Annotated in this window: 20 protein-coding genes, 1 tRNA gene and 1 pseudogene; 12 read left to right on the top strand and 10 right to left on the bottom strand. The window is 56.7% G+C overall.

Features of this window, described 5'->3' with window-relative positions; genetic code table 11:
• The first annotated feature begins 276 nt into the window (after positions 1–276).
• The 4 genes from AO068_RS24760 to AO068_RS24740 all read left to right on the top strand — a co-directional run bounded on the left by AO068_RS24760 (position 277) and on the right by AO068_RS24740 (position 3,043).
• The gene (locus AO068_RS24760) at positions 277–927 is read left to right on the top strand and encodes a hypothetical protein (RefSeq protein ID WP_058409732.1); all 651 of its coding nucleotides are present in this window, start codon (positions 277–279) and stop codon (positions 925–927) included.
• Between the two features lie 172 nt (positions 928–1,099).
• On the top strand, positions 1,100–1,492 hold the full coding sequence (locus tag AO068_RS24755; RefSeq protein ID WP_058409731.1) for a hypothetical protein: 393 nt from the start codon (positions 1,100–1,102) through the stop codon (positions 1,490–1,492).
• A gap of 796 nt (positions 1,493–2,288) precedes the next feature.
• Positions 2,289–2,615 carry a low molecular weight protein tyrosine phosphatase family protein gene (locus AO068_RS24745; RefSeq protein WP_058409729.1) on the top strand — a complete coding sequence of 109 codons (327 nt, stop codon included), beginning with the start codon at positions 2,289–2,291 and terminating at the stop codon, positions 2,613–2,615.
• 116 nt (positions 2,616–2,731) lie between these two features.
• The gene (locus AO068_RS24740; RefSeq protein WP_058409728.1) at positions 2,732–3,043 is read left to right on the top strand and encodes a hypothetical protein; all 312 of its coding nucleotides are present in this window, start codon (positions 2,732–2,734) and stop codon (positions 3,041–3,043) included.
• Positions 3,044–3,341: 298 nt separating this feature from the next.
• Here the strand turns inward: AO068_RS24740 and AO068_RS24735 are convergent, their stop codons facing one another.
• A complete protein-coding gene (locus AO068_RS24735; protein WP_058409727.1) occupies positions 3,342–3,914 on the bottom strand; it encodes a hypothetical protein in 573 nt (190 codons plus the stop codon).
• 392 nt (positions 3,915–4,306) lie between these two features.
• On the opposite strand from AO068_RS24735, the gene AO068_RS24730 reads away from it, so the two are divergent.
• Positions 4,307–4,555 (top strand): hypothetical protein, encoded by a 249-nt coding sequence (locus AO068_RS24730; protein WP_058409726.1) that lies wholly within the window; start codon positions 4,307–4,309, stop codon positions 4,553–4,555.
• Between the two features lie 34 nt (positions 4,556–4,589).
• On the opposite strand, the gene deoC is transcribed toward AO068_RS24730, so the two are convergent.
• Entirely contained in the window at positions 4,590–5,270 is a 681-nt protein-coding gene (gene deoC, locus AO068_RS24725; protein WP_003436656.1) for a deoxyribose-phosphate aldolase, read from the bottom strand.
• A 102-nt stretch (positions 5,271–5,372) separates the two neighbouring features.
• Here deoC and deoR point away from each other — a divergent pair, with 102 nt between their 5' ends.
• Complete coding sequence (gene deoR, locus AO068_RS24720) at positions 5,373–6,143, top strand: DNA-binding transcriptional repressor DeoR (RefSeq protein ID WP_057401080.1); 771 nt, start codon at positions 5,373–5,375, stop codon at positions 6,141–6,143.
• Between the two features lie 5 nt (positions 6,144–6,148).
• Here the strand turns inward: deoR and AO068_RS24715 are convergent, their stop codons facing one another.
• The 3 genes from AO068_RS24715 to rbsK are packed head-to-tail and all read right to left on the bottom strand — an operon-like array spanning position 6,149 to position 9,500.
• Positions 6,149–7,216 (bottom strand): aldose 1-epimerase family protein, encoded by a 1,068-nt coding sequence (locus tag AO068_RS24715; protein WP_058409725.1) that lies wholly within the window; start codon positions 7,214–7,216, stop codon positions 6,149–6,151.
• Complete coding sequence (fucP, locus tag AO068_RS24710; protein WP_058409724.1) at positions 7,213–8,544, bottom strand: L-fucose:H+ symporter permease; 1,332 nt, start codon at positions 8,542–8,544, stop codon at positions 7,213–7,215. The genes AO068_RS24715 and fucP overlap by 4 nt, the downstream gene beginning before the upstream one ends.
• A gap of 29 nt (positions 8,545–8,573) precedes the next feature.
• Positions 8,574–9,500 carry a ribokinase gene (rbsK, locus tag AO068_RS24705; RefSeq protein ID WP_058409723.1) on the bottom strand — a complete coding sequence of 309 codons (927 nt, stop codon included), beginning with the start codon at positions 9,498–9,500 and terminating at the stop codon, positions 8,574–8,576.
• A 997-nt stretch (positions 9,501–10,497) separates the two neighbouring features.
• On the opposite strand from rbsK, the gene AO068_RS24695 reads away from it, so the two are divergent.
• The 5 genes and pseudogenes from AO068_RS24695 to AO068_RS24675 all read left to right on the top strand — a co-directional run bounded on the left by AO068_RS24695 (position 10,498) and on the right by AO068_RS24675 (position 13,008).
• Entirely contained in the window at positions 10,498–10,683 is a 186-nt protein-coding gene (locus AO068_RS24695) for a hypothetical protein (RefSeq protein ID WP_004664555.1), read from the top strand.
• 101 nt (positions 10,684–10,784) lie between these two features.
• Positions 10,785–11,007, top strand: a pseudogene (locus AO068_RS24690) (IS3 family transposase); the annotation flags it as partial.
• A 645-nt stretch (positions 11,008–11,652) separates the two neighbouring features.
• A complete protein-coding gene (locus tag AO068_RS24685; protein ID WP_057401578.1) occupies positions 11,653–12,153 on the top strand; it encodes an Hcp family type VI secretion system effector in 501 nt (166 codons plus the stop codon).
• Positions 12,154–12,182: 29 nt separating this feature from the next.
• A complete protein-coding gene (locus AO068_RS24680) occupies positions 12,183–12,578 on the top strand; it encodes a polymorphic toxin type 44 domain-containing protein (RefSeq protein ID WP_058409721.1) in 396 nt (131 codons plus the stop codon).
• Positions 12,556–13,008, top strand: coding sequence for a hypothetical protein (locus tag AO068_RS24675; RefSeq protein ID WP_044323915.1), 453 nt, complete (start codon positions 12,556–12,558; stop codon positions 13,006–13,008). The genes AO068_RS24680 and AO068_RS24675 overlap by 23 nt, the downstream gene beginning before the upstream one ends.
• Positions 13,009–13,125: 117 nt before the next feature.
• Here the strand turns inward: AO068_RS24675 and AO068_RS24670 are convergent, their stop codons facing one another.
• The 3 genes from AO068_RS24670 to AO068_RS24660 form a co-directional block, all read right to left on the bottom strand.
• The gene (locus tag AO068_RS24670; protein ID WP_058409720.1) at positions 13,126–13,524 is read right to left on the bottom strand and encodes a hypothetical protein; all 399 of its coding nucleotides are present in this window, start codon (positions 13,522–13,524) and stop codon (positions 13,126–13,128) included.
• Positions 13,525–13,754: 230 nt separating this feature from the next.
• Positions 13,755–13,844: transfer RNA gene (locus AO068_RS24665), tRNA-Ser, on the bottom strand.
• Positions 13,845–14,022: 178 nt separating this feature from the next.
• On the bottom strand, positions 14,023–14,772 hold the full coding sequence (locus AO068_RS24660) for a 3-oxoacyl-ACP reductase family protein (RefSeq protein WP_005744370.1): 750 nt from the start codon (positions 14,770–14,772) through the stop codon (positions 14,023–14,025).
• Between the two features lie 113 nt (positions 14,773–14,885).
• Between AO068_RS24660 and AO068_RS24655 the strand changes: the two genes are divergently transcribed.
• Positions 14,886–15,452, top strand: a complete 567-nt coding sequence (locus tag AO068_RS24655; protein WP_058409719.1) for a cysteine hydrolase family protein — start codon at positions 14,886–14,888, stop codon at positions 15,450–15,452.
• Positions 15,453–15,464: 12 nt separating this feature from the next.
• On the opposite strand, the gene AO068_RS24650 is transcribed toward AO068_RS24655, so the two are convergent.
• Together AO068_RS24650 and AO068_RS24645 are read right to left on the bottom strand one after the other, a co-directional pair.
• On the bottom strand, positions 15,465–18,209 hold the full coding sequence (locus tag AO068_RS24650; RefSeq protein WP_057401581.1) for a DEAD/DEAH box helicase: 2,745 nt from the start codon (positions 18,207–18,209) through the stop codon (positions 15,465–15,467).
• A 74-nt stretch (positions 18,210–18,283) separates the two neighbouring features.
• On the bottom strand, positions 18,284–18,808 hold the full coding sequence (locus tag AO068_RS24645) for a CsiV family protein (protein WP_002552880.1): 525 nt from the start codon (positions 18,806–18,808) through the stop codon (positions 18,284–18,286).
• Positions 18,809–18,814 lie beyond the last annotated feature (6 nt).

Raw genomic sequence — 18,814 nt, 5'->3', positions numbered from 1 at the left:
CAAAGTCCGATCATATCGAATCGTCGAGGCGTTTCAATAGAAATTGCTGCCCGGAACTGGGTCCAAATACTTTTTCCTAGAGTGTGACGGCTTGGGTCGATCTTGGGCCGGTGTCAATAGCTACCACCGCATGGGCAGCTTTCGACCCAAAGCAGCCGGTGGCGATAGACAGAAATCGGCCAGAAGCGTGCCTTGGGTGGCACATGGCGATATATTCCGGGCATAGCAGTCCACCTTCCTTCACGATACTCGCTAAAGACAATGGTCAGGAAAGACATGAACTTCACCGACGAATTAGTAGCCGCCTTCCCGGCAAGCAATCCGGTACCTCCAGTATTACGACAAACCATGGAATTTCTGGAAGCACTAGGCTGCGTCCGTCACTATAGGACCGGGGGCCGCTACATGACTTTGCATCCCGAACCTGAATACAACAACAGCGCTATCACTGCCTTTCACGTTCCTGACTCCGCCGATACTGCTCGATGGACGGCCTGCGAAGATCCTAGAGTAAACGAGCGACTATCAATATTCCTCAGGACTGGTGGCGATGGATCGTGGGCAGGGTTGTGGCTGGACGACCACGATCAGCAGCGAATCGTCCATCTTGGCTCGGGCTCGGGATCAGACATGCTCTGCGTCCTGACCAATAGTACGCAAGACCTGATTCGCTTACTGGCCATCGGTTACAACGAGCACTGCTGGCCAGAGGAGTTTACGAGAACACCGGCCGAACTGCGGGAGCAGCAATACGCGGATGATTACTACCCAGCACCACCTAGGGCATTGCGGGCGTACGTGGAACGCACGCTTGGCCTCAGCGTCCCGGCGCGCGCATCAGATCTCATCTCAAGCACAACAAGCATGGACGCTCATGAATCCAGTGATCCTTTCTGGAACTGGCTCAAACAGGTAAGAAATGATTGAAAGGTCCCGTCACGATCTCGACCACCAGAAGGTCAGAGAATCGCAGGGTTTTTCATCAAGCCTTGGATTAATTGGCCGCTCGCAACGGGCGTAGACCAGCAAAAAAATCGACATTAGACACGTAATCGCGAGCTGCCTAATCCAAGCTTCGAAGCCACGATAGGGGAAAGATATGGCAGGAGGGAACATCATCTGCGGCACCTTCCAAAGTGCTGACAAATCCGGATCAGCCTTGGAGGCTGTGTTAGAGGCACTCCCGTTGCAGGCTCACGAACTGGTCGAAAACGTTAAACAGCAACTCGATACAGCAGAATTTGTCCTCATAGAGGTTGAACAGGCGAAAGGCTTGCTTCCATTCTTACAGGTCTATCAGGCTCAATTGATCGCTGAGATCGGGCATGATGATTGGGCTCGCGCAACGCAGGAGGAAGAGTCTTCGCTTGAACCTGTCGCGGCAAAGTGGGGATCAGGTAAGGGATGGAGGCTTCACTGTGTGCGAGATCTCGTAGGTGCCTGTGAAAATTCGGTGGTAGAGATGGAACCAGTCTGCATCACGTTTGGTTAACTGCTTCCAGCTCGTTTTCACACAACCCGGGTCGATAGCAGCCCTTTGCCAAAGGCAGCCACCGACCAACAGCACCCCTTGGGCTCCTTCCGCGTTGCGGGTTCAACAAAGGTGAGACCGCTCAGCGAGGATATCCAGGGGTAAAGCATGGTCCTTAGGCCGATGCTTACAGACCGACCGCTAACGGCCAGAAGCGGTCAATCGGATAAGCTACACCGAAGTCCTGTCAGAGATTACTTACATGCTGATTGAGTGCCAAAGGTGCGGTCAAGGTTACGTTCGAGCAATGCGGGTTCGCTCTACAAAAATTTTGCTGTGGGTGTGCGAAGAATGCGAAGCGACGTGGACGAGTCAGGCTAAGGTAAATGTCTGTAAATTTGAAGATTACGGAACGTTAATGGTCGGCATTGGCTGCAGTTGTTTATGGTCAGACTTGGAGCCACAGTGAAAAGTTAGTTATCGAGTACTTACGGTCAAATGCCCGCTTTGAGTCGAAATCAGCCTACTGACACAAACAGGCCTCGCAACGTTTCCCTATTCCTCTTATCCTGTCTCGGACTCGTATTACCGCGGCTGCTGACCCCGGTACCCACGAGGAAATCATCATGGAAAGAACCAGAGCCTGGAGACGCCAGCAAGTCCGCAAACACGGCAAGAACCAGGCAGCACAACCACTTGTGCTCAAGCCAGAAAAAAATTGGAAGCTGCTGTACAGACGTGCTCAAAAGTTGAAGAGGGCGCGCCAGCTCGGCATGTGCTATCCCGTTCGCACCACCCGCCAATTACTGGACCAATAATGACCAACCTTCTGTTCATTTGTAGTCGTAATCAATGGCGCAGTCCTACTGCGGAAATTCTGTGGCGCCGCCGACCGGGCTTCGAAGCCCGCTCGGCAGGCACCAGCTCAAATGCACGCAGGCCGGTCGGCCCGGCGGATATACGCTGGGCTGATGTCATATTCGTCATGGAACGTAAGCACCAGCAGCGCCTCCAGGCGGAGTATTCACGTCTGCTTGAACACAAGCGGCTGTACGTCCTGGATATTCCCGACGACTACCGCTACATGGACTCTGAACTGATCTCCATCTTGGAAGACACCGTGGCGCCCTACCTCAAGGGCTAGCCTTAACGCCCATGGAATTTCTCCCTGAGCATTGTTATAGGCATACCTGCGTGGCGGCGCAGTCGACGACAATGTCACGCAACTGCTCACTAAAATCAGCCAAGGCGAGGGTGCCGATGATCAAAGTAATCCACCACTCTGAAGTTGAGGCCCTGTTGAGCATGGCACAAGAGGCCGGGCTGGAACTAACCGGGTTATCGGTTTACTGCCGGGATCTAGGGCTGCGCCCTGCCGAACTTCTGAATGCTCTCTCGATCGAAGTTGCCCGACGATTTGTTCTGGGGGAAATGCCGTATGAGGTTGGCGATGACATGATGAACGGTCTGTTCACTGCCATTTTCGATGTAGGTATGGAGGAGGCGATGCCGCAGCCAGCATTCAACATCTATCTGGCTTTTGATGAGGGAGAGTATCAGCACTTGGGGTAATCGGAACACATAGCCCCATCTGAACGACACATACGACCGTACCTGGCGGAGATACTGCGAAGGTTGGTCGACACCGCATGACCGCTTGGGCGGAAAACGGCCAGTGTCCAACGACAGCCGTCGGCCAGAAGCGGTCATTACCGCCCCTCGATAGAACTCTTGAGCCAACCTATCCGTCTAGTGCAGTCTCGATCTTTTCAGCTTGGGTTCCTGCTTGTGGGCAGACGACGGGACGTTCCTCGCAACGCCTTCGGTTCTGCCAACGGACCTAAAGGCGGATGCGACAGGTTCAGGCCGCTCACTTTTTCAGCTGCGCAATATCTTTAGTCGGATAGATGACCTCCCTAGTATCTAGATTGCGAATTTCGGACTTGATGGTGATGCTCAACATCTCGCGCCCCGGAGGTCCGATGATGTCGTCTCTGGTAGAGAAGTCCACGACGTAACGCTGGCCCGCGCGGAACTCGACATCGCGAGCACCGAAACCGCACTTGGCGCCGCCGGTACCCAGCGCGTTCATCGATACCCAACACCAGTCCAGCGTGTGCTTGCCCGGTGTCAGACGAAGCGCCTGCATTCCGGAAATGTCGAGAATTGACCTGCGTCCAGCACCAGGCAACGGAGTGTTATCCACTTGCGTTGCCAGCAACAGCCTGTGGAACGGCACCCCGATGGAGCGAAATTGGGTGGTCGCGAAGTACACGACAGGGGCGTCGGCGGCATTATCTGAAAGGTCGTAAGGAGTCATCGTCTCCGGGACCCACTCGCCCTGATAATCCTTATAGTGATAGTTGGAGCAAGCGGTGGAGAGAGCGGCGGCCAGCAAGACAGCGGATAGTTTGAAATACGAAATGAGACGCGACGATTGCATTTGTCTTCCTGGTTGAATGCTTACATGCCACGAAATAAAAAGCAGTGGTTATGAAGGGCTGAGAGAGGTGTCATTATGCCATCGCCCTGATTCTGATCAAGACATCACTCAGATTCGAGGTAGTGCTAATTCCTCTGAAAAACCACGACTATTGCGGTCGACAATCTCAAGGTCGTCAGAGCAAATACAATCCTGCTGTATCCTATTCGTGCAACTTGGTGGGCGCTACGATCGGGTCATCACACACTCCTTACCGCTTTAGCCGTCTCTGCCTATTTCGCTTGCATGAAGATGCAGCCCAACGGATAGGCATTCCCAGCCCGTTCAAACCCGACTGAACTGTGAAGCCCTCACGGGGACTGAACTTAACACCCCTTGAAGGAGCCAGCCCCATGAACAGCGATCAACTCAATCAACACGACGCCGAGCGCCTTCACCAGCGAGTGGCGACTGAACTGGGCATTACTGCCGAAGAGTTGACCACCTGGATGATCAACGATATCGAGCGCGTGACCGAGGGCGGTAAGGACGTCGGGCACATGGTGGTCTTTCGCGAGTCGACCCCTGCGCAGATTCTCGACAAGGTTCAGCACAAGCAAAGCCATTTCACGGCCATGACTGGCGTGATTGATCTGAGCTAAGTGCAGCGGGCTTTGATGCTCAAAGCCCGCAGACTCAATAGCCCGCCCCCGTACCCGCGCCTGTCACGATCGCAATCCCGGAACTGGTGCCCAGGCGTGTTGCGCCAGCTTCGATCATCGCTCTGGCCGTGGCCACGTCACGCACTCCGCCAGACGCCTTGACGCCGATGTCGGGGCCTACCACGCGGCGCATCAGTGCCACATCCTCAAGCGTCGCGCCACTGCGGCTGAAGCCGGTGGAGGTCTTGACGAATGCCACGCCCAATTCGCGGCAGATCTCGCAGGCGCGCACCTTCTGCGCTTCATCGAGCAGGCAGGTTTCCAGGATCACCTTGAGCGGCACCTTGCCACAGGCCTGCAACACCGCGGCGATATCGTCGCGGACCTCATCGAACAGGCCGTCCTTGAGCCAGCCGATGTTCAGTACCATGTCGATTTCCTGCGCTCCGGCGGCGATCGTCAGGGCTGCTTCCGACGCTTTGCTGGCACTCAGCCCGGCGCCCAGCGGAAAGCCCACCACCGCGCAGACCTTTACGGCAGACCCGGCCAGTTGTCGAGCGGCAAAAGGCACCTGGCTGGAGTTCACGCACACCGAGTAGAAACCGTGTTCTCGGGCTTCGGCGCAAAGTGTGGCAATCTGCTCTCGGCTGGCATCCGCGGCCAGCAAGGTGTGATCGATGGCTTGGGCCAGTGCAGCGGGTTCGAGTGAATTCATCAAAGTATTCCTGTCATCATTAAAAACACTTGGGTGGATACCCGTAAGTTATAAAATTAACACTTGGTGTTACTCTAGCGACACCAACAACGGATTGCCGGGATGCCCGTGGACGTCAAGAAAACCGACCGCATCAAACAGATTCAACAGGCCCTTCAGGATCAGAAAGCCATCCATCTGCGGGAGATGGCGGCGCTGCTCGAGGTGTCCGAAATGACCTTGCGTCGCGACCTCAGCCGGCACCCCGGGCAGTTAAGGCTGCTGGGCGGCTACATCACCCGCGCCCACGATGATCCTGAACCGGGGGATTACCGGGTCAGCGAGCAGGACACCCGCCATGTCGAGGAGAAGCGCCGCATCGGCAAGCTGGCCGCCGCTTTCATCAGTCCTGGCGACACGGTTTTTTTCGACTGTGGCACGACGATCCCTTTCGTGGTCGACTTCATCCCCGACGAGCTGGAGTTCACCGCGGTGTGCAACTCGCTCAACGTGCTGCTCAAGCTGCAGCAGAAACCCAACTGCAGCATCGTCCTGTGCGGCGGTGTATTCCACCGCAAGAACCAGGTGTTCGAGAGCCACGCCGAAACCAGCATTCTCGATGGTGTGCGCCTGACCTGGGCCTTTGTCTCGGCGGCCGGGGTCAGCCTGGATTGCGGCGTCACCTGCTTCAATTTTCACGAGGTGGAGGTCAAGCAGAAGGTCATGCGCCAGGCTCGGCAAAGTCTGTTGCTGGCCGATCATTCCAAATTCGATGCCGTACGCACTGCGCATTTCGGTGCCTTGAGCGATTTCCATTGCGTGGTCAGCGATAAGAAAATCCCGCGTAGCTACCGCGAGGCCATCGAGGCTGGCGGGGCGCAGCTTGTAATCTAGAGGCATCACGGTTGCAGCGCCCGGCGTTCGGCTGCGTTCAGGTAACCGGTGGTCACGCTGAACTCGGCGCTGGCACCGGGCGCGAGGCTGCGCACGTTGCCTTTGGCGAGTTCGGCGCGGTAGCCCTCCGGTTCACAGGTGGCCGGCAAGATGAAGGCCGCCACCTGCTGATCGGTGTTATGCAGGATCCAGCGCGCGGCATGTTCAAATTGCCGGGGGCTGTAGCGGGTGTAGAACGCCGCGCCGTCGGGATGATCAAGGAAGAAGTGCGCCTGTCCCTGGGCGTCGCTGCGCACATCGTCGAAGAAGCAGACGATCTCCGGGTCATACAGCGCAGGCGAGTCGAGCACCTTAAGGCGAGTCGGGTCCTGGCTGAGTTCGGCGATGTAGGCGCTCCAGGCCGGCGTCGGCCGCACATGGGCCGGCACGCTGGCGCGCACCCTTGTGCGCTCGCAGCCCAGCGGCTGGGTGAGGAGGGCGTCGTCGACGTAGGCGTAGTTCATGTGCGCCATGTACATCAGGTCCATGGCCTTGCCGGCCAGATTGACCACCTGCATGCCGATCTCGAACAGCCCGCTGGCCGGGCGCAGGGTCACGCTCGGGCTGGCCCGGTAATGGTCGCCGAAGCCCTGGACGTATTCACAGGTGCCGCCGAGGCGCAGATAAGCGCCGTGCTCGTCTTCGCCTGTTTGCAGCCAGGCATCGTCCATCGGTGCGCAGGGCATTTCGCCGTGCAGCGCGTGATCATCCTCGGGCCCCGGGCAACCGTTGCGCAACAGGCCGCTGTGAAACATGAAGCAGCCGTAGGTGCCGATCACGCTGGCACTGGGCCGCGGCTGGGTGAACATATTGAGCATGGTCAAATCAACGCCGTCGAATTCGGCCGACCAGATCATTTGCCCTTGCCAGGGCAGGATCACCAGTTTGCCGCGGCTGTTTTCCAGTGACAGCGCCTTGACGCCGCTGGGGTAGGTCCAGGCACGCACGCTGAAATTCGCTGATTCGAGCAGCAGCCTGCTGGTCTGGTCCCAGAGCTGTGGGTAGAGCGGCAGGCGCAACGTTTCGCTACTCATTGCACCACCGCCGTGGCCGAGCCACCCAGCACCGGTTGCGGCTGACGCATGCAGTGCACCGCGTACATCACGATGACCACGAAGCACAGCAGCGGCACGCTATAGGCAATCTGCATGTTGCCGCCATTGGCATCGCTGAGCAGGCCCTGGAAGATCGGCATCACGCCACCGCCGACGATGCTCATCACCAGCAACGAGCCGCCGACACCGGTGTCCTCGCCGAGCCCATCAATGGTCAGACCATAGATGGTCGGCCAGCAAGGCCCGAGAAACACACTGACCCCCACGGCGGCATACACCGCGGTGATGTTCGGCACCAGAATGGTGTAGGCCAGCAGCACGATGCACAGCACGCCATACACCGCGAGGACTTTGGCGGGGTGCATTTTGCGCATCAGCAGGTTGGCGATCATCTTGCCGATAAAATAGGCGGCAAAGGTGGTCAGCAGGAACCACGAGGCACTGCGCTCGTTCATGCCGCCCATTTGCATGGCCAGGCGAATAGTGAAGCTCCACACCCCGACCTGCGCGCCGACGTAGAGGAACTGCGCCAGTACACCGAAGCAGAAGCGCGGATTGCGCCGCAGGCGGCCCAGGCTCTGACCGATGCTCGTCCGCGGTTCGCTGACGGTGCTGTTGCCCTTGCACGCGGGAAAGCGGGTGATGGCGATCAGAATGAACATCAATATGAGTACCGCAATCATCCATTTGTATGGCAGCAGGGTCGACTGGATCATTTGCAATTGCTGTACAGCCGCCTCGCTGGCGCTCATCTGGGCCAACTGTTCCCGCGTGGCGTCGGTATCCTTGAACATCACGAAGCTGCCGACGTACACCCCGGTCATGGCGCCGAATGGGTGGAAGGTTTGCGAGATGTTCAGGCGCCGTGTGCCGGTTTCCCGCGGCCCCATCAGTGTCGAATAGGTGTTGCACGCGGTCTCGAGAAACGACAGGCCGGCGGCGATGACGAACAGCGCCATCAGGAACATGCCGTACTTGGCGGTCGACGCCGCCGGAAAGAACAGGGCGCAGCCGAACAGGTACAGCATCAGGCCGATGAGGATGGTGGTCTTGTAGCTGAAGCGGCGCACCACCAGTGCCGCCGGAATGGCGACGAAAAAGTAGCCCAGGTAGAACGCCGACTGAACGAAAGCGGTCTGGAAATCGCTGAGCATGAAGGCTTTCTTGAAGTGCGCGATCAGCACGTCGTTCATGCTCGCGGCCGCCGCCCAAAGGGCGAAGATACTGCAGAGCAGGAGGAAGGCGAACCACGGCGTGCGGTTCAGGTAGAACCCGTCCGGGGTTTGTTGCAGCGCAGGCTTATTCATTATTGTTCTCCGCGAGATGCTGGTGAGTGTCAGTTGGCCGATGCATCGAGGAATCGCGCAAACGTGGACGCATCGGGGTAAGAAGATTGCGTGCCAAGGCCGGTGACCGAGCAGGCGGAGTAGGCCACCGCCTGCTGCATGGCCTGGCGAATATTGCCGCCCTGGCTCCAGTGTCGGGCGAAGCAGCCAATGAAGGCGTCACCGGCACCGGTGGTGTCACGCGCCTGAACCTTGACCCCTGGCACCTGCCACTCGCCTTCGGCGCCGACGTACAGCGCCCCTTGTTCGCCCAGGGTAACGATGACGTGGCGTACGCCCTGCGCGACCAATTGGCGCGCAGCCTGAGCCGCTTCCTCGGCGCACGTGACCGGCTGGCCGCTGATCAGTGCCAGTTCGCTCTCGTTGGGGATCAGGAAATCCAGCTGCGCCAGGTGCTCGCGGCTCAGGCCGGCCAAGGCTGGGGCGGGGTTGAGCAGCACCGGGATGGCATGCCGGTGAGCGAAGGCGATGGCGTGGTAAACGGTCGCCAGCTCGACTTCCAGTTGCAGCACAATCAAAGCGCAATCGCGCAGCTGCGCCTCGGCACGGTCGATATCAGCCGGGCTCAGGTGGGCATTGGCACCTTTGACGATGAGGATGCTGTTGTGAGAGTCCTCCTGGACGAAGATCGGCGCCACGCCGCTGGACACGCCCGGCACCCGTTCGACGAAGCGTGTATCAATGCCCAGCCGTTGAAAATTGGCGAGGGTGGTATCGGCAAAAGCATCGTCGCCGACCTTGCTGAGCATCAGCACGTCGGCGCCCAGCAGCGCCGCAGCAGCGGCCTGATTGGCACCCTTGCCGCCGCAGCCCATGGCAAAACGCGGTGCTTCGAGCGTTTCGCCCTGGGCGGGCATGCGTTCGATGTAAGTGATCAGGTCGACCATGTTGCTGCCGATGACTGCAATCTTGCTCATTGTTATTTTGACCTCAACAGCGCCGACGGAAGCTTCGGCGGCTTTTATTTTTGTTATTTAAATAACATTTTCTGTGAGGATTCAATCTTTATTTTTTGATGTGAGCGTGCGCTATCAAAACGCCTGCAGGGCGTTTCGGTGGTCGTTCCGGATCGGAGAAAGGGGGGGTGTGTTTCAAGTATGGCGGTGAAGCAGGGGTTCGAACCTGTCCGATATAGGACTCGGAAGGAAAAGGTTGTCTAAATTAGTGCAATCTTGGACGTTTTAGTCGGATGCACCTGAGCGCTTTTTAAGTCGTCAACAATTTCTTGGATACATCTGACCGACAGCTTTTGGTCGACTCTTCTGAACATGTCGTTTTTCTTCGAAATCGTCAGTAGGCTGGCCAGGAAACTTTGGCGGTGCACGTCACGTTTTCATATCACTGCTTTTCGCGCAAATACAGCGCGGAGAAACATTCTGCTGGTGAACCGATTATTGATCCGATCAGCCAGCGACCACGCACGTTCTGTCCGATCCGTTATCGGCTGCCCAAGCAGCTGTCAGCATTGATCCTTGGTCTGATTCACCGAAGTGCAAAGTGAGCCAGAACAAGGGGCTACGAAATTGGGCATACTCCCTGCAAATAAACGATCCATCGGGGCCGTAGTACGTCATCTTCCAGATCCGCAAGCGGTGCAGCCAGGACGGCAGGAACAGGATCTGACAATCAGAAAAGCTTGTGGACGCGTGTGCTGCCTGACCTTGTGGCATGAGGCTATTAGCCCATTTGTGCTATTGATCGTATTAGGTTTCAGTACTCAAATGTGCCATAGAGAAGCGCATCTCTAAATCAAAAATCATGCAGCTGACTTAGGGTCGCTGTTTGCCTGGTCACGGTTTAGGGCCGCGGCAGTGTACCTTGAGTGCCGATAATAAAGCGTTAAAGCGGTAGGGTATTGTGACGTTCATGCGGCCTTTACAGGCTCGCATTACCTGCTAAAACTATGGAGCATTTATGAAAGACAACATGAAGAAAGTGCGTTCGCGAAATATTGGAATCGCCTTGGCGCTCGCATTGGGCGTTGCATTCAGCGGCACTGCAAGTGCGTTTACATTTGAACACGGGTGGAGTTGCCAGAATAAATGGTATCAAATGGGACTTATTGAACTGATTTCGTGCGGCGGTGGCGGCGAAGGTTGAGTTTTTTACGATACACGCTATATGCGGTAAAAATAACATGTGCTTCAAGCCTTACATGCCGGTGAAGATGCGGTCACACGACCGCATCTTCACGCCGCATCATCGTGTCGATGATGCTGGAAGACGGCGAGCAAATTGGACGGTTCAAGGTGCGAGGCCTGATGCGGGAACTGGAGTTGGTCAGCGAACAGCCTGAATCACACGCCTACAAACCAGCGACGGTTGAGCGGTCTTATATTCCGAACATCTTGAGTCGAGAGTTTGATGTGCCGGTGCCGAATCGGGTCTGGTGACATCACCTACATCTGGGCTCAAGGGAAGTGGCTGTCGTTGTGGATCTCTTAATATTAGAAATAATTGCCGAGTAGTCATTTTCTGGAGATATCAAGTCATAACCGATTAAAAAAACGCCCATCGAACTCTCCTTGGGAGGCTAAATGCCACCGGCTGGAGAGCCGTAGCCTACGTCCTTGGCATTGCCACCCTTAATTTCTGCTCTGTCCCAACAGATTTCCGGGGTCGTCCTTACGTAACGCTGCAAGGTGGAGTCAATCAATTCATGGAACCCCAGTTTTCATTTGAAGATGCAAAAGACCCTACTATAGCTCAGTTGCAAAAGGGTAGTCGCATTACTCTGGCCTGCACCGGCAGGGGCGACATTGCCAAGACGCCTATTTCTGAAGACTGCCAGTTCGTACGCTGAACAATCTGAATCTGAATCGGGATCGGAAGCACCGCACTATCATTAAGCTGTGCTCGACTGGCCCCCCCCCCGTGCGCTCGGTTTAGCAGCGCTGAAGCTGACCCGACCCCAACGATATTTCCAGTCAGCGCAGTCAATCGCCGTCGAATGTAGCGCGAGCATGCAGCATGGGAATTGGAAAACAGGGAAAACGACCTCCCTGTTCCGTCAGCGTGGGAATCTTAGTATCATGCTAGCCCTTGCGAAAACCTTAAAAGGAATTAAGTATGTCATTTGAAGCCTACCTACAAATCGAAGGTATTCCCGGAGAAACGCTCTCCGAAGGTTACGAAAACTGGATTGAGCTACAGGATTTCGACCTCTCGGCCAGTCAGACAGCGTCCGCTACAGCTACGTCCGCTGGCGGTGCAACTTCTGGTCGCGCTTACTTAAGTGATTTGCTTGTCCGCAAACCTGTAGATAACGCTACCCCCAAACTTCATGAGGCTTGCTGTAGTGGAAAACATTTTAAGCAGGTGTCGGTTCATATATTTAGGGCTGGCGATCCGAAAGTTAAATACCTTGAGATAGTGCTTGAGGAAGTTATAATTAGCTCTTTCGCTTTAACGGGCAATGGCGATCAGTCTAATGCGTTTCCGAGTGAGCTGATTGCGTTAAATTATGGCCGCATCAAATTAATCTACTCCAAGCAAAGTCGGAAGACTGGGCAAAGCGCAGGGCAAATTGCGGGTGGCTGGGATGCCATCAGCAATAAAATTTACGCCTGATCCTGTGCGCGTTTGGAAGAGAGCAAGCCATGAACTATGAAATTCCAGAAGCGATACCTCCCGGCGTTAGTGTCGATGTGCACATGAAGCTTGCGAACGATCAGTGGAAGAAGGACCCCGCTGTCGGTGCATTCATGAGTTGGTTTTATTACAAAGTACGTAATCATGGTCCATGGGACTATAAGCAGCAGAATCATGCGTGGGAAGATTTCGGCAATTTTCACTACGGCGCCGTGGGCAGAGCTGGTCAGCTGCCTGATCAGATTCTGCTGAGGGCTGCGGGGTTTGCTCAGAAACGTTCAGGGACGCAGAGCACCAAGGTGGATTGGGGGAAGTGGTACTGGCGTGCGCCGTATGGCGATGATCCAACTGACCAATATTGGATAGAACAAGGTATTGAATATGCAAAGTCAAAAGGATACTAAGTCGCGCAATGTGTACAAAATTCTGTTCTGGTGCCTGTTAGGTCTTTTAGTTATTGATTACTTTCTTGACTCGGTGGTCGGTGGCATTGCAGATGCTGATGAGCTTGTTATTAAGCAGGAGGTTAAGGGCGGGGCGTGGGTATACGTAACTCGCTACGGTGCACCTGCTACTGATTTGGATACTCTGAGATTCTACATCGACAATCAGATTCAAGGAACCGATCAGGAGATTTTAAAGCAGTTAAACAAACAGGCTTCTTTTATGATTACGGACAGTAATGTGCAGGATGTCGTAATTCGCGATACTCAGAGTGGAGTGGGTATTGATGTAAAAGGCGCTGTTTACAATTATTACAGCAAGCAATACACCGACGGCGAAAAATTTAAAAGTTACCGCGTCAGCTTGAATCAGCAAGATGAGCGACGCTGAGTGCAAATCCTCTAATGCTTTTGTCTTTCTACATCTGTCTTATTGAATATCGGTCTTACTACCGGTCGAATTCCGTCTACCCCGGATAGACGATTTCCGACCATGGCGAGATCGAATTTAGGCTACGTTTCTCATCCATTCCGGCTGATCTTCGAAGTGTTCGTCGTACGCGATAACGCTGGGCGCCGGTGCAATCTGCGCCGCTTTTGGCAAGGGAGCAGGGGTGTACTCAGGCACACGTTTGCCTCTTGGGTTTGGCGTGACCGCTACAGGCTTAGGGATGGCCTCCAGCGGCGACATGGACGCCAGAATAAGGTCGCGAGTGATCGTCATCGAGTTGGAATATGCGCTGCCATGAATACGGCGCTTCTCGATGGTCAGGTATCCATGCTCACGCAATTTCTTGATGAACGCCTTTGCAACAGTAAGGCTGCAAGCACACGCGCTGGCGATGTGGTTCTGATTGTCGAACCACAGCTTGCCTTCGCCGGTGAAGTAGTCGTGCCGATCTTTCATGAGCACCCACAGAATCTTGTCCTGTGCAGAAAGTGCGACGGGCTGGCGAGTAGTCAGGCTGAGAAGCTGGCGGGCTTGGAGAAGGGTGTGCGGGCGTCGAGAATGTATGCACATCCCCAGCCATCGGGGGAGGGGAAGCGCTGACCGGCGAGAACTTGCAGCACTGTGAGTAGTACAAACAAAAAACCCCATGAATTCTAAGCAACTGAATTCACAGGGTTTTCTTAATATGGCGGTGAAGGAGGGATTCGAACCCTCGATACAATTTCTTGTATACACACTTTCCAGGCGTGCTCCTTAAGCCACTCGGACACCTCACCGTATCTCGACGACAACGTTGTGTCTGTCGAGGCGCGCTAATGTAGTCGAAACCTTTTCCTAACGCAAAACTTTTTTTCAGATTTTTCATGCGGTTAAGCAAATAAACGCTTATGCGCCACTGAAAAGCCCGAGAAGGCGGTGCGGCGCTGAGGCGCAGCGCCGCTCGTCTCGTTAAGTTCAGGCGCTGAAGCCGCCGTCGATGGTCAGGCTGGCACCGGTTATGTAGCCGGCTTCCGGGCCTGCCAGGTAGGCAACGAAGCTGGCAATTTCTTCGCTTGTGCCGTAGCGGGGCAAGGCCATCAGTGCTTTCAGGGTTTCGGCGAATTCGCCCTGTGCCGGGTTCATGTCGGTATCCACCGGGCCGGGCTGGACGTTGTTGACGGTGATACCTTGCGGGCCGAGGTCGCGGGCCATGCCTTTGGTGAGGCCAATCAGCGCCGATTTGCTCATGGCGTAGGTTGCTCCGCCTGCAAAAGGCATGCGGTCGGCGTTGGTGCTGCCAATGTTGATGATGCGGCCGCCTTCTTCCATGTGCCGAGCGGCTTCCTGGCTGGCGATGAACACGCTACGCACGTTGATCGCCAGGGTTTTGTCGAAGTCCTGCATGCTGAATTCATTGAGCGGCGCAATGGCCAGAATGCCGGCGTTGTTGACCAGAATGTCCAGCCTGCCGAGGGTTTCAGCGGTGGTCTGCACGGCCTGGCGAATGGCTTTCTCATCGGCGCTGTCTGCGCGAATGGCCAGTGCCCGACCGCCATTGGCGACGATGCTGTCTTGAATCTCCAGGGCGTTGACCTCGGAGCTGACGTAGGTAAACGCCACGGCAGCGCCTTCTTTGGCCAATCGCTGGACAATGGCTGCGCCGATACCACGTGAGCCGCCCTGCACAAGCGCTACTTTGCCGGCGAGTTTAAGGTGTTCGATCATGATGTTCTCCTTGGGGGCAGGTCTCGGACAGGCCTGAGCCTGTTGACGATTGCGACCAGAATAGACCTTGATTGCGATAGTCTTGCTGAACCAAAAGTTCGGACTGATTCATCATGGATATTCAAGGCAACAGCGCGCTGATCCTGATCGACATGCAGCAGGGCATCAATCACCCCAAGCTGGGGCGGCGTAACAATCCGCAGGCCGAGGCGAATATAGGCGCGCTGCTGAGTGCCTGGCGACAATCCGGGCGTCCGGTGATCCACGTCCGGCATTTCTCGACGTCGCCGCAATCAGTGTTCTGGCCCGAGCAGTCGGGGGTCGAGTACCAGCCAGCGTTCTTGCCGCACGCCGATGAGCGGGAGTTGAGCAAGCAGGTGCCTGACGCGTTTTGCGGGTCGTTTCTGGAGATGTGGTTACGCTCGGACGGGATCGGGCAGGTGGTGATTGTCGGCGTGATCACCAACAATTCCGTCGAGTCCACAGCGCGCAGTGGCGGCAATCTTGGCTTTAACGTGATGGTCGCGCATGACGCCTGCTTTACCTTTGATCAAGCAGACTTCTTCGGCACGCCGCGCAGTGCCGAAGACGTGCACGCGATGTCGCTGGCCAACCTGCACGGTGAATACGCGACGGTCCTGTCCACGGCGCAGATCCTTCAGCATATTGCTGCCGAATAGCGCCGGACGGGTTTACTTGCGGGTTTTCTTCGGGGCTGCGGGAAGCGGGGCGAACAGGGCCTGCAGGTCTTCGTCGCGCAGTTTCCAGTCGCCGGTTGTACGGCCATCAAGCACACCGGCTGCCAGCGCTGACTTTTCCCGTTGCAGGCGCTGGATTTTCTCTTCCACAGTGCCGCGCGCGATCATCTTGTAGACGAATACCGGCTTGTCCTGACCGATACGATAAGCACGGTCGGTCGCCTGGTTTTCGGCTGCCGGGTTCCACCACGGGTCATAGTGGATCACGGTATCGGCGGCAGTCAGGTTGAGGCCGGTGCCGCCGGCTTTCAGGCTGATCAGGAAGATCGGCAGCTTGCCGCTCTGGAAGTCATGAATCGGCGTGCGTCGATCGCGGGTCGATCCGGTCAGCAGCGCGTAAGCGATGCCGCGTTGCTTGAGCTCTTCTTCGATCAGGCTCAGCATCGACGTGAACTGCGAGAACAACAGAATCTTGCGGCCTTCAGCCAGCAGTTCTTCGAACATCTCCATCAGGCTGTTGAGCTTGCCTGAAGTGCCTTGTTTGCTGTTGACCGGCATGTCCTGATTGACCAGCCGCAGGTCGCAGCACACCTGACGCAGCTTGAGCAGCGCTTCAAGAATGATGATCTGGCTACGCGCCACGCCCTTGCGGGTGATTTCGTCCCTGACCTTCTTGTCCATCGCCAGGCGTACGGTTTCGTACACGTCGCGCTGCGCGTCGTTAAGGTCGACCCAGTGGATGATCTCGGTCTTGGGTGGCAGCTCGGTGGCCACTTGCTCCTTGGTGCGGCGCAGCAGAAACGGCTTGATACGCGCATTGAGGTGGTGCAGGCGATCCTGGTTGCCATGCTTTTCGATGGCGGTGCGGTAATTGCTGTTGAATTCCTTGCTGTTGCCCAGCCAGCCGGGCATCAGGAAGTGGAACAGTGACCACAGCTCGCCCAGGTGGTTTTCCAGTGGCGTACCGCTCAGGCACAGCCGCTGACGTGCGTTGAGGTTGCGTGCGGCCTGGGCGGCCTTGCTGTTGGGGTTCTTGATGTACTGCGCTTCATCGAGAATCAGCACGTGGAAGGGCTGTTTTTCGAGCAGTTCCAGATCTCTTGGCAGCAATGCGTAAGTGGTCAGGATCAGGTCGTAATCCTGCAGGTTGCCAGCGTCCTGATGACGATTGGCGCCATACAGGGCCAGTACCTTCAGGTCCGGAGTGAAGTGCTCGGACTCGTCCAGCCAGTTGGGGATCAGGCTGGTGGGCATGACAGCCAGTGCAGGGCGGTCGAGGCGTCCGGCCTGTTTTTCCATCAACAGGTGAGCCAGGGTCTGCAGCGTTTTGCCCAGCCCCATGTCGTCGGCCAGCACGCCGCCGACTTCCAGCTCGCGCAACGACTGCATCCAGCTCAGGCCTTCCAGCTGATAAGGGCGCAGTGTGGCATTAAGGCCATCGGGCAGGCTGACCGGCGCGTCCTTGATGTTGATCAGGCGTTCGGCGAAGTGGCGCAGACGGTCGCCACCCTGCCAGGTCAGCGGCAGGTCTTCAAGCTGGGTCAGGCGTGCTGCATCGGCCTTGCTCATGCGCAGCGCGTTGTTGCCCTCCTGCCGCCAGTAGAAATCGCCCAGCGTCGCCAGTACCGGCTTGAGCCTGCCGTAGGGCAGGGCGATCTGCACCGGGCTGCCGCCGCTCTGGGTGAAGTGGTTGAGCTGCACCAGCAGTTGTTCTTCGTCGCCCCGCTTGGCCACGGCCGAGGGGCTCATCAGTTCGGGATGGCTGCGGATCAGGTTGATCAGGATCGGCAGCAGGCTCAGGCGTTCGCCGTTGACGATGATGCCCAGTTCCAGGTCGAACCAGTCGCGCTCGTTCTCTTCATCAATGACGGCATACCAGTCTTCCACGGGGGTAACGTCGAAGCCGAACTCGTCCTGAATGTCGATTTCCCAGCCTTGCTCGCGCAGCCGTGGCAGGTCGTCGAGGACGAAATGCAGCCAGGCCTTGTCGTTGGGCAGTTCGTACATGTCGCCAGCGCTGTCGGGCAGGGCCTTGCTCTGCCGGGTGGCAACCTTGAAGCCCAGGTCGGCCAGTTCCTGACGCAACTGCCGCTCCCGCTCGCCCTGACGACGAATGCGCAGGGTTTCGGTGTCGGTGTGCTCGATGATGTCGCTTTTCTGATTCACCAGGTCGCTGCCCAGCGAACTGACCAGAATGCTGACGTTGGTGGTGCCGACCGCGTAATGCTTGCCGTAGGCAAAGGCCAATGCAGCACGGTGCTGAATATGCCGCTGCATGCGTCCGTTGCGTGGCTCGTAGGCGCTGAACTCGATGCTTGCCAGAATCAGTCTTGGTCGCGGTTGCAGGTTATCGATCAGGCGTTCCGGCAGCTTCGGCTTTTGCTCGACATGCTTTTCCATTTCCTGCTGGTGCGAAGCCAGCGCGGCTTGCAGCAGCGGCCGGTTCTGCGGGTCCTGGAGAAAATGCAGCGCGGCCACACAGTGCTTACAGTCGTTGCGGACCGGGCAGGTACATTTGCAGGTCAGGTAGTTCTTGTAGCGATCCGGGTCCTTGAACAGCAGGGTCTGGGTGTAGATTTCCAGACCCGAGCCGCGGCATGCGGTACGGATGATCTGCGGGCTGGAGTCTTCCAGCACGATGCGTTTTTGCCGGGCGTAGTCAAGCCCTCGCTCAAGCGTTCGATCGTTGAATAAGTCTGTCCAGGCCGAGGCCAGGACTTTTTCGAGAATGGACGACAAGTTTTAAAAGGCCCTACGCCGCAGCGATGCTCAAAAGAAAGGGGGCGCCTTGGCGTCCCTTGCGTACGTAAAGATCAAAGAGGAGAAACTTTGATCAGCAACGCGAGGTTGCCATTGTCCAGATAGGTCAGCTCACCGTTTTTTACCCTGGCGGTCTGCTTCAATCGTTCACTGCTGATGACCACGCCATGCGGGTCCAGCTGATTGACCCAGAATTGTGCATCAATATCGGTAAAGCGTGCCATCGCCAGACTCACGGTGCCCTCGATCGGGAAGTGCCCGAGCCGCTCGTCACCACTGGTGACGGCGACCTTGCCCGGCTCGGTGCCGATGCTCTGCTGCCAGGCGCGCTGCATCAGCACCTGGTAGTTGCCGCTGCCCTGCAGTTTGCTGGCCAGATCATTGAGGGCGGGGCTTCGTTCATCGTTCGCGGCGATCTTCTGCGCGTCCTTGTCCCAGTTTTCCGGGACAAGCTGACGGGTCGAGGCGGGTTCGCCGTTCTGCCGGAACAGTAAAATCTCGACCTGATACAAGCCATCGGCGAACGCGGTCGGCGCGATCAGCGTCAGAAGCAGGATCAATGAACGAAACAGACGCATGCGTGA

Origin of the sequence: Pseudomonas sp. ICMP 3272 (assembly GCF_001466905.1) — a bacterium.
In the GTDB taxonomy this organism is placed as follows: domain Bacteria; phylum Pseudomonadota; class Gammaproteobacteria; order Pseudomonadales; family Pseudomonadaceae; genus Aquipseudomonas; species Aquipseudomonas amygdali.
This window is presented reverse-complemented; position numbering and strand designations above follow the sequence as displayed.

Coding starts and splice junctions, on each gene's coding strand:
- AO068_RS24760 (WP_058409732.1), top strand. CDS start 277: ATGAACTTCACCGACGAATTAGTAGCCGCCTTCCCGGCAAGCAATCCG.
- AO068_RS24755 (WP_058409731.1), top strand. CDS start 1,100: ATGGCAGGAGGGAACATCATCTGCGGCACCTTCCAAAGTGCTGACAAA.
- AO068_RS24745 (WP_058409729.1), top strand. CDS start 2,289: ATGACCAACCTTCTGTTCATTTGTAGTCGTAATCAATGGCGCAGTCCT.
- AO068_RS24740 (WP_058409728.1), top strand. CDS start 2,732: ATGATCAAAGTAATCCACCACTCTGAAGTTGAGGCCCTGTTGAGCATG.
- AO068_RS24735 (WP_058409727.1), bottom strand. CDS start 3,914: ATGCAATCGTCGCGTCTCATTTCGTATTTCAAACTATCCGCTGTCTTG.
- AO068_RS24730 (WP_058409726.1), top strand. CDS start 4,307: ATGAACAGCGATCAACTCAATCAACACGACGCCGAGCGCCTTCACCAG.
- deoC (WP_003436656.1), bottom strand. CDS start 5,270: ATGAATTCACTCGAACCCGCTGCACTGGCCCAAGCCATCGATCACACC.
- deoR (WP_057401080.1), top strand. CDS start 5,373: ATGCCCGTGGACGTCAAGAAAACCGACCGCATCAAACAGATTCAACAG.
- AO068_RS24715 (WP_058409725.1), bottom strand. CDS start 7,216: ATGAGTAGCGAAACGTTGCGCCTGCCGCTCTACCCACAGCTCTGGGAC.
- fucP (WP_058409724.1), bottom strand. CDS start 8,544: ATGAATAAGCCTGCGCTGCAACAAACCCCGGACGGGTTCTACCTGAAC.
- rbsK (WP_058409723.1), bottom strand. CDS start 9,500: ATGAGCAAGATTGCAGTCATCGGCAGCAACATGGTCGACCTGATCACT.
- AO068_RS24695 (WP_004664555.1), top strand. CDS start 10,498: ATGAAAGACAACATGAAGAAAGTGCGTTCGCGAAATATTGGAATCGCC.
- AO068_RS24685 (WP_057401578.1), top strand. CDS start 11,653: ATGTCATTTGAAGCCTACCTACAAATCGAAGGTATTCCCGGAGAAACG.
- AO068_RS24680 (WP_058409721.1), top strand. CDS start 12,183: ATGAACTATGAAATTCCAGAAGCGATACCTCCCGGCGTTAGTGTCGAT.
- AO068_RS24675 (WP_044323915.1), top strand. CDS start 12,556: ATGCAAAGTCAAAAGGATACTAAGTCGCGCAATGTGTACAAAATTCTG.
- AO068_RS24670 (WP_058409720.1), bottom strand. CDS start 13,524: ATGAAAGATCGGCACGACTACTTCACCGGCGAAGGCAAGCTGTGGTTC.
- AO068_RS24660 (WP_005744370.1), bottom strand. CDS start 14,772: ATGATCGAACACCTTAAACTCGCCGGCAAAGTAGCGCTTGTGCAGGGC.
- AO068_RS24655 (WP_058409719.1), top strand. CDS start 14,886: ATGGATATTCAAGGCAACAGCGCGCTGATCCTGATCGACATGCAGCAG.
- AO068_RS24645 (WP_002552880.1), bottom strand. CDS start 18,808: ATGCGTCTGTTTCGTTCATTGATCCTGCTTCTGACGCTGATCGCGCCG.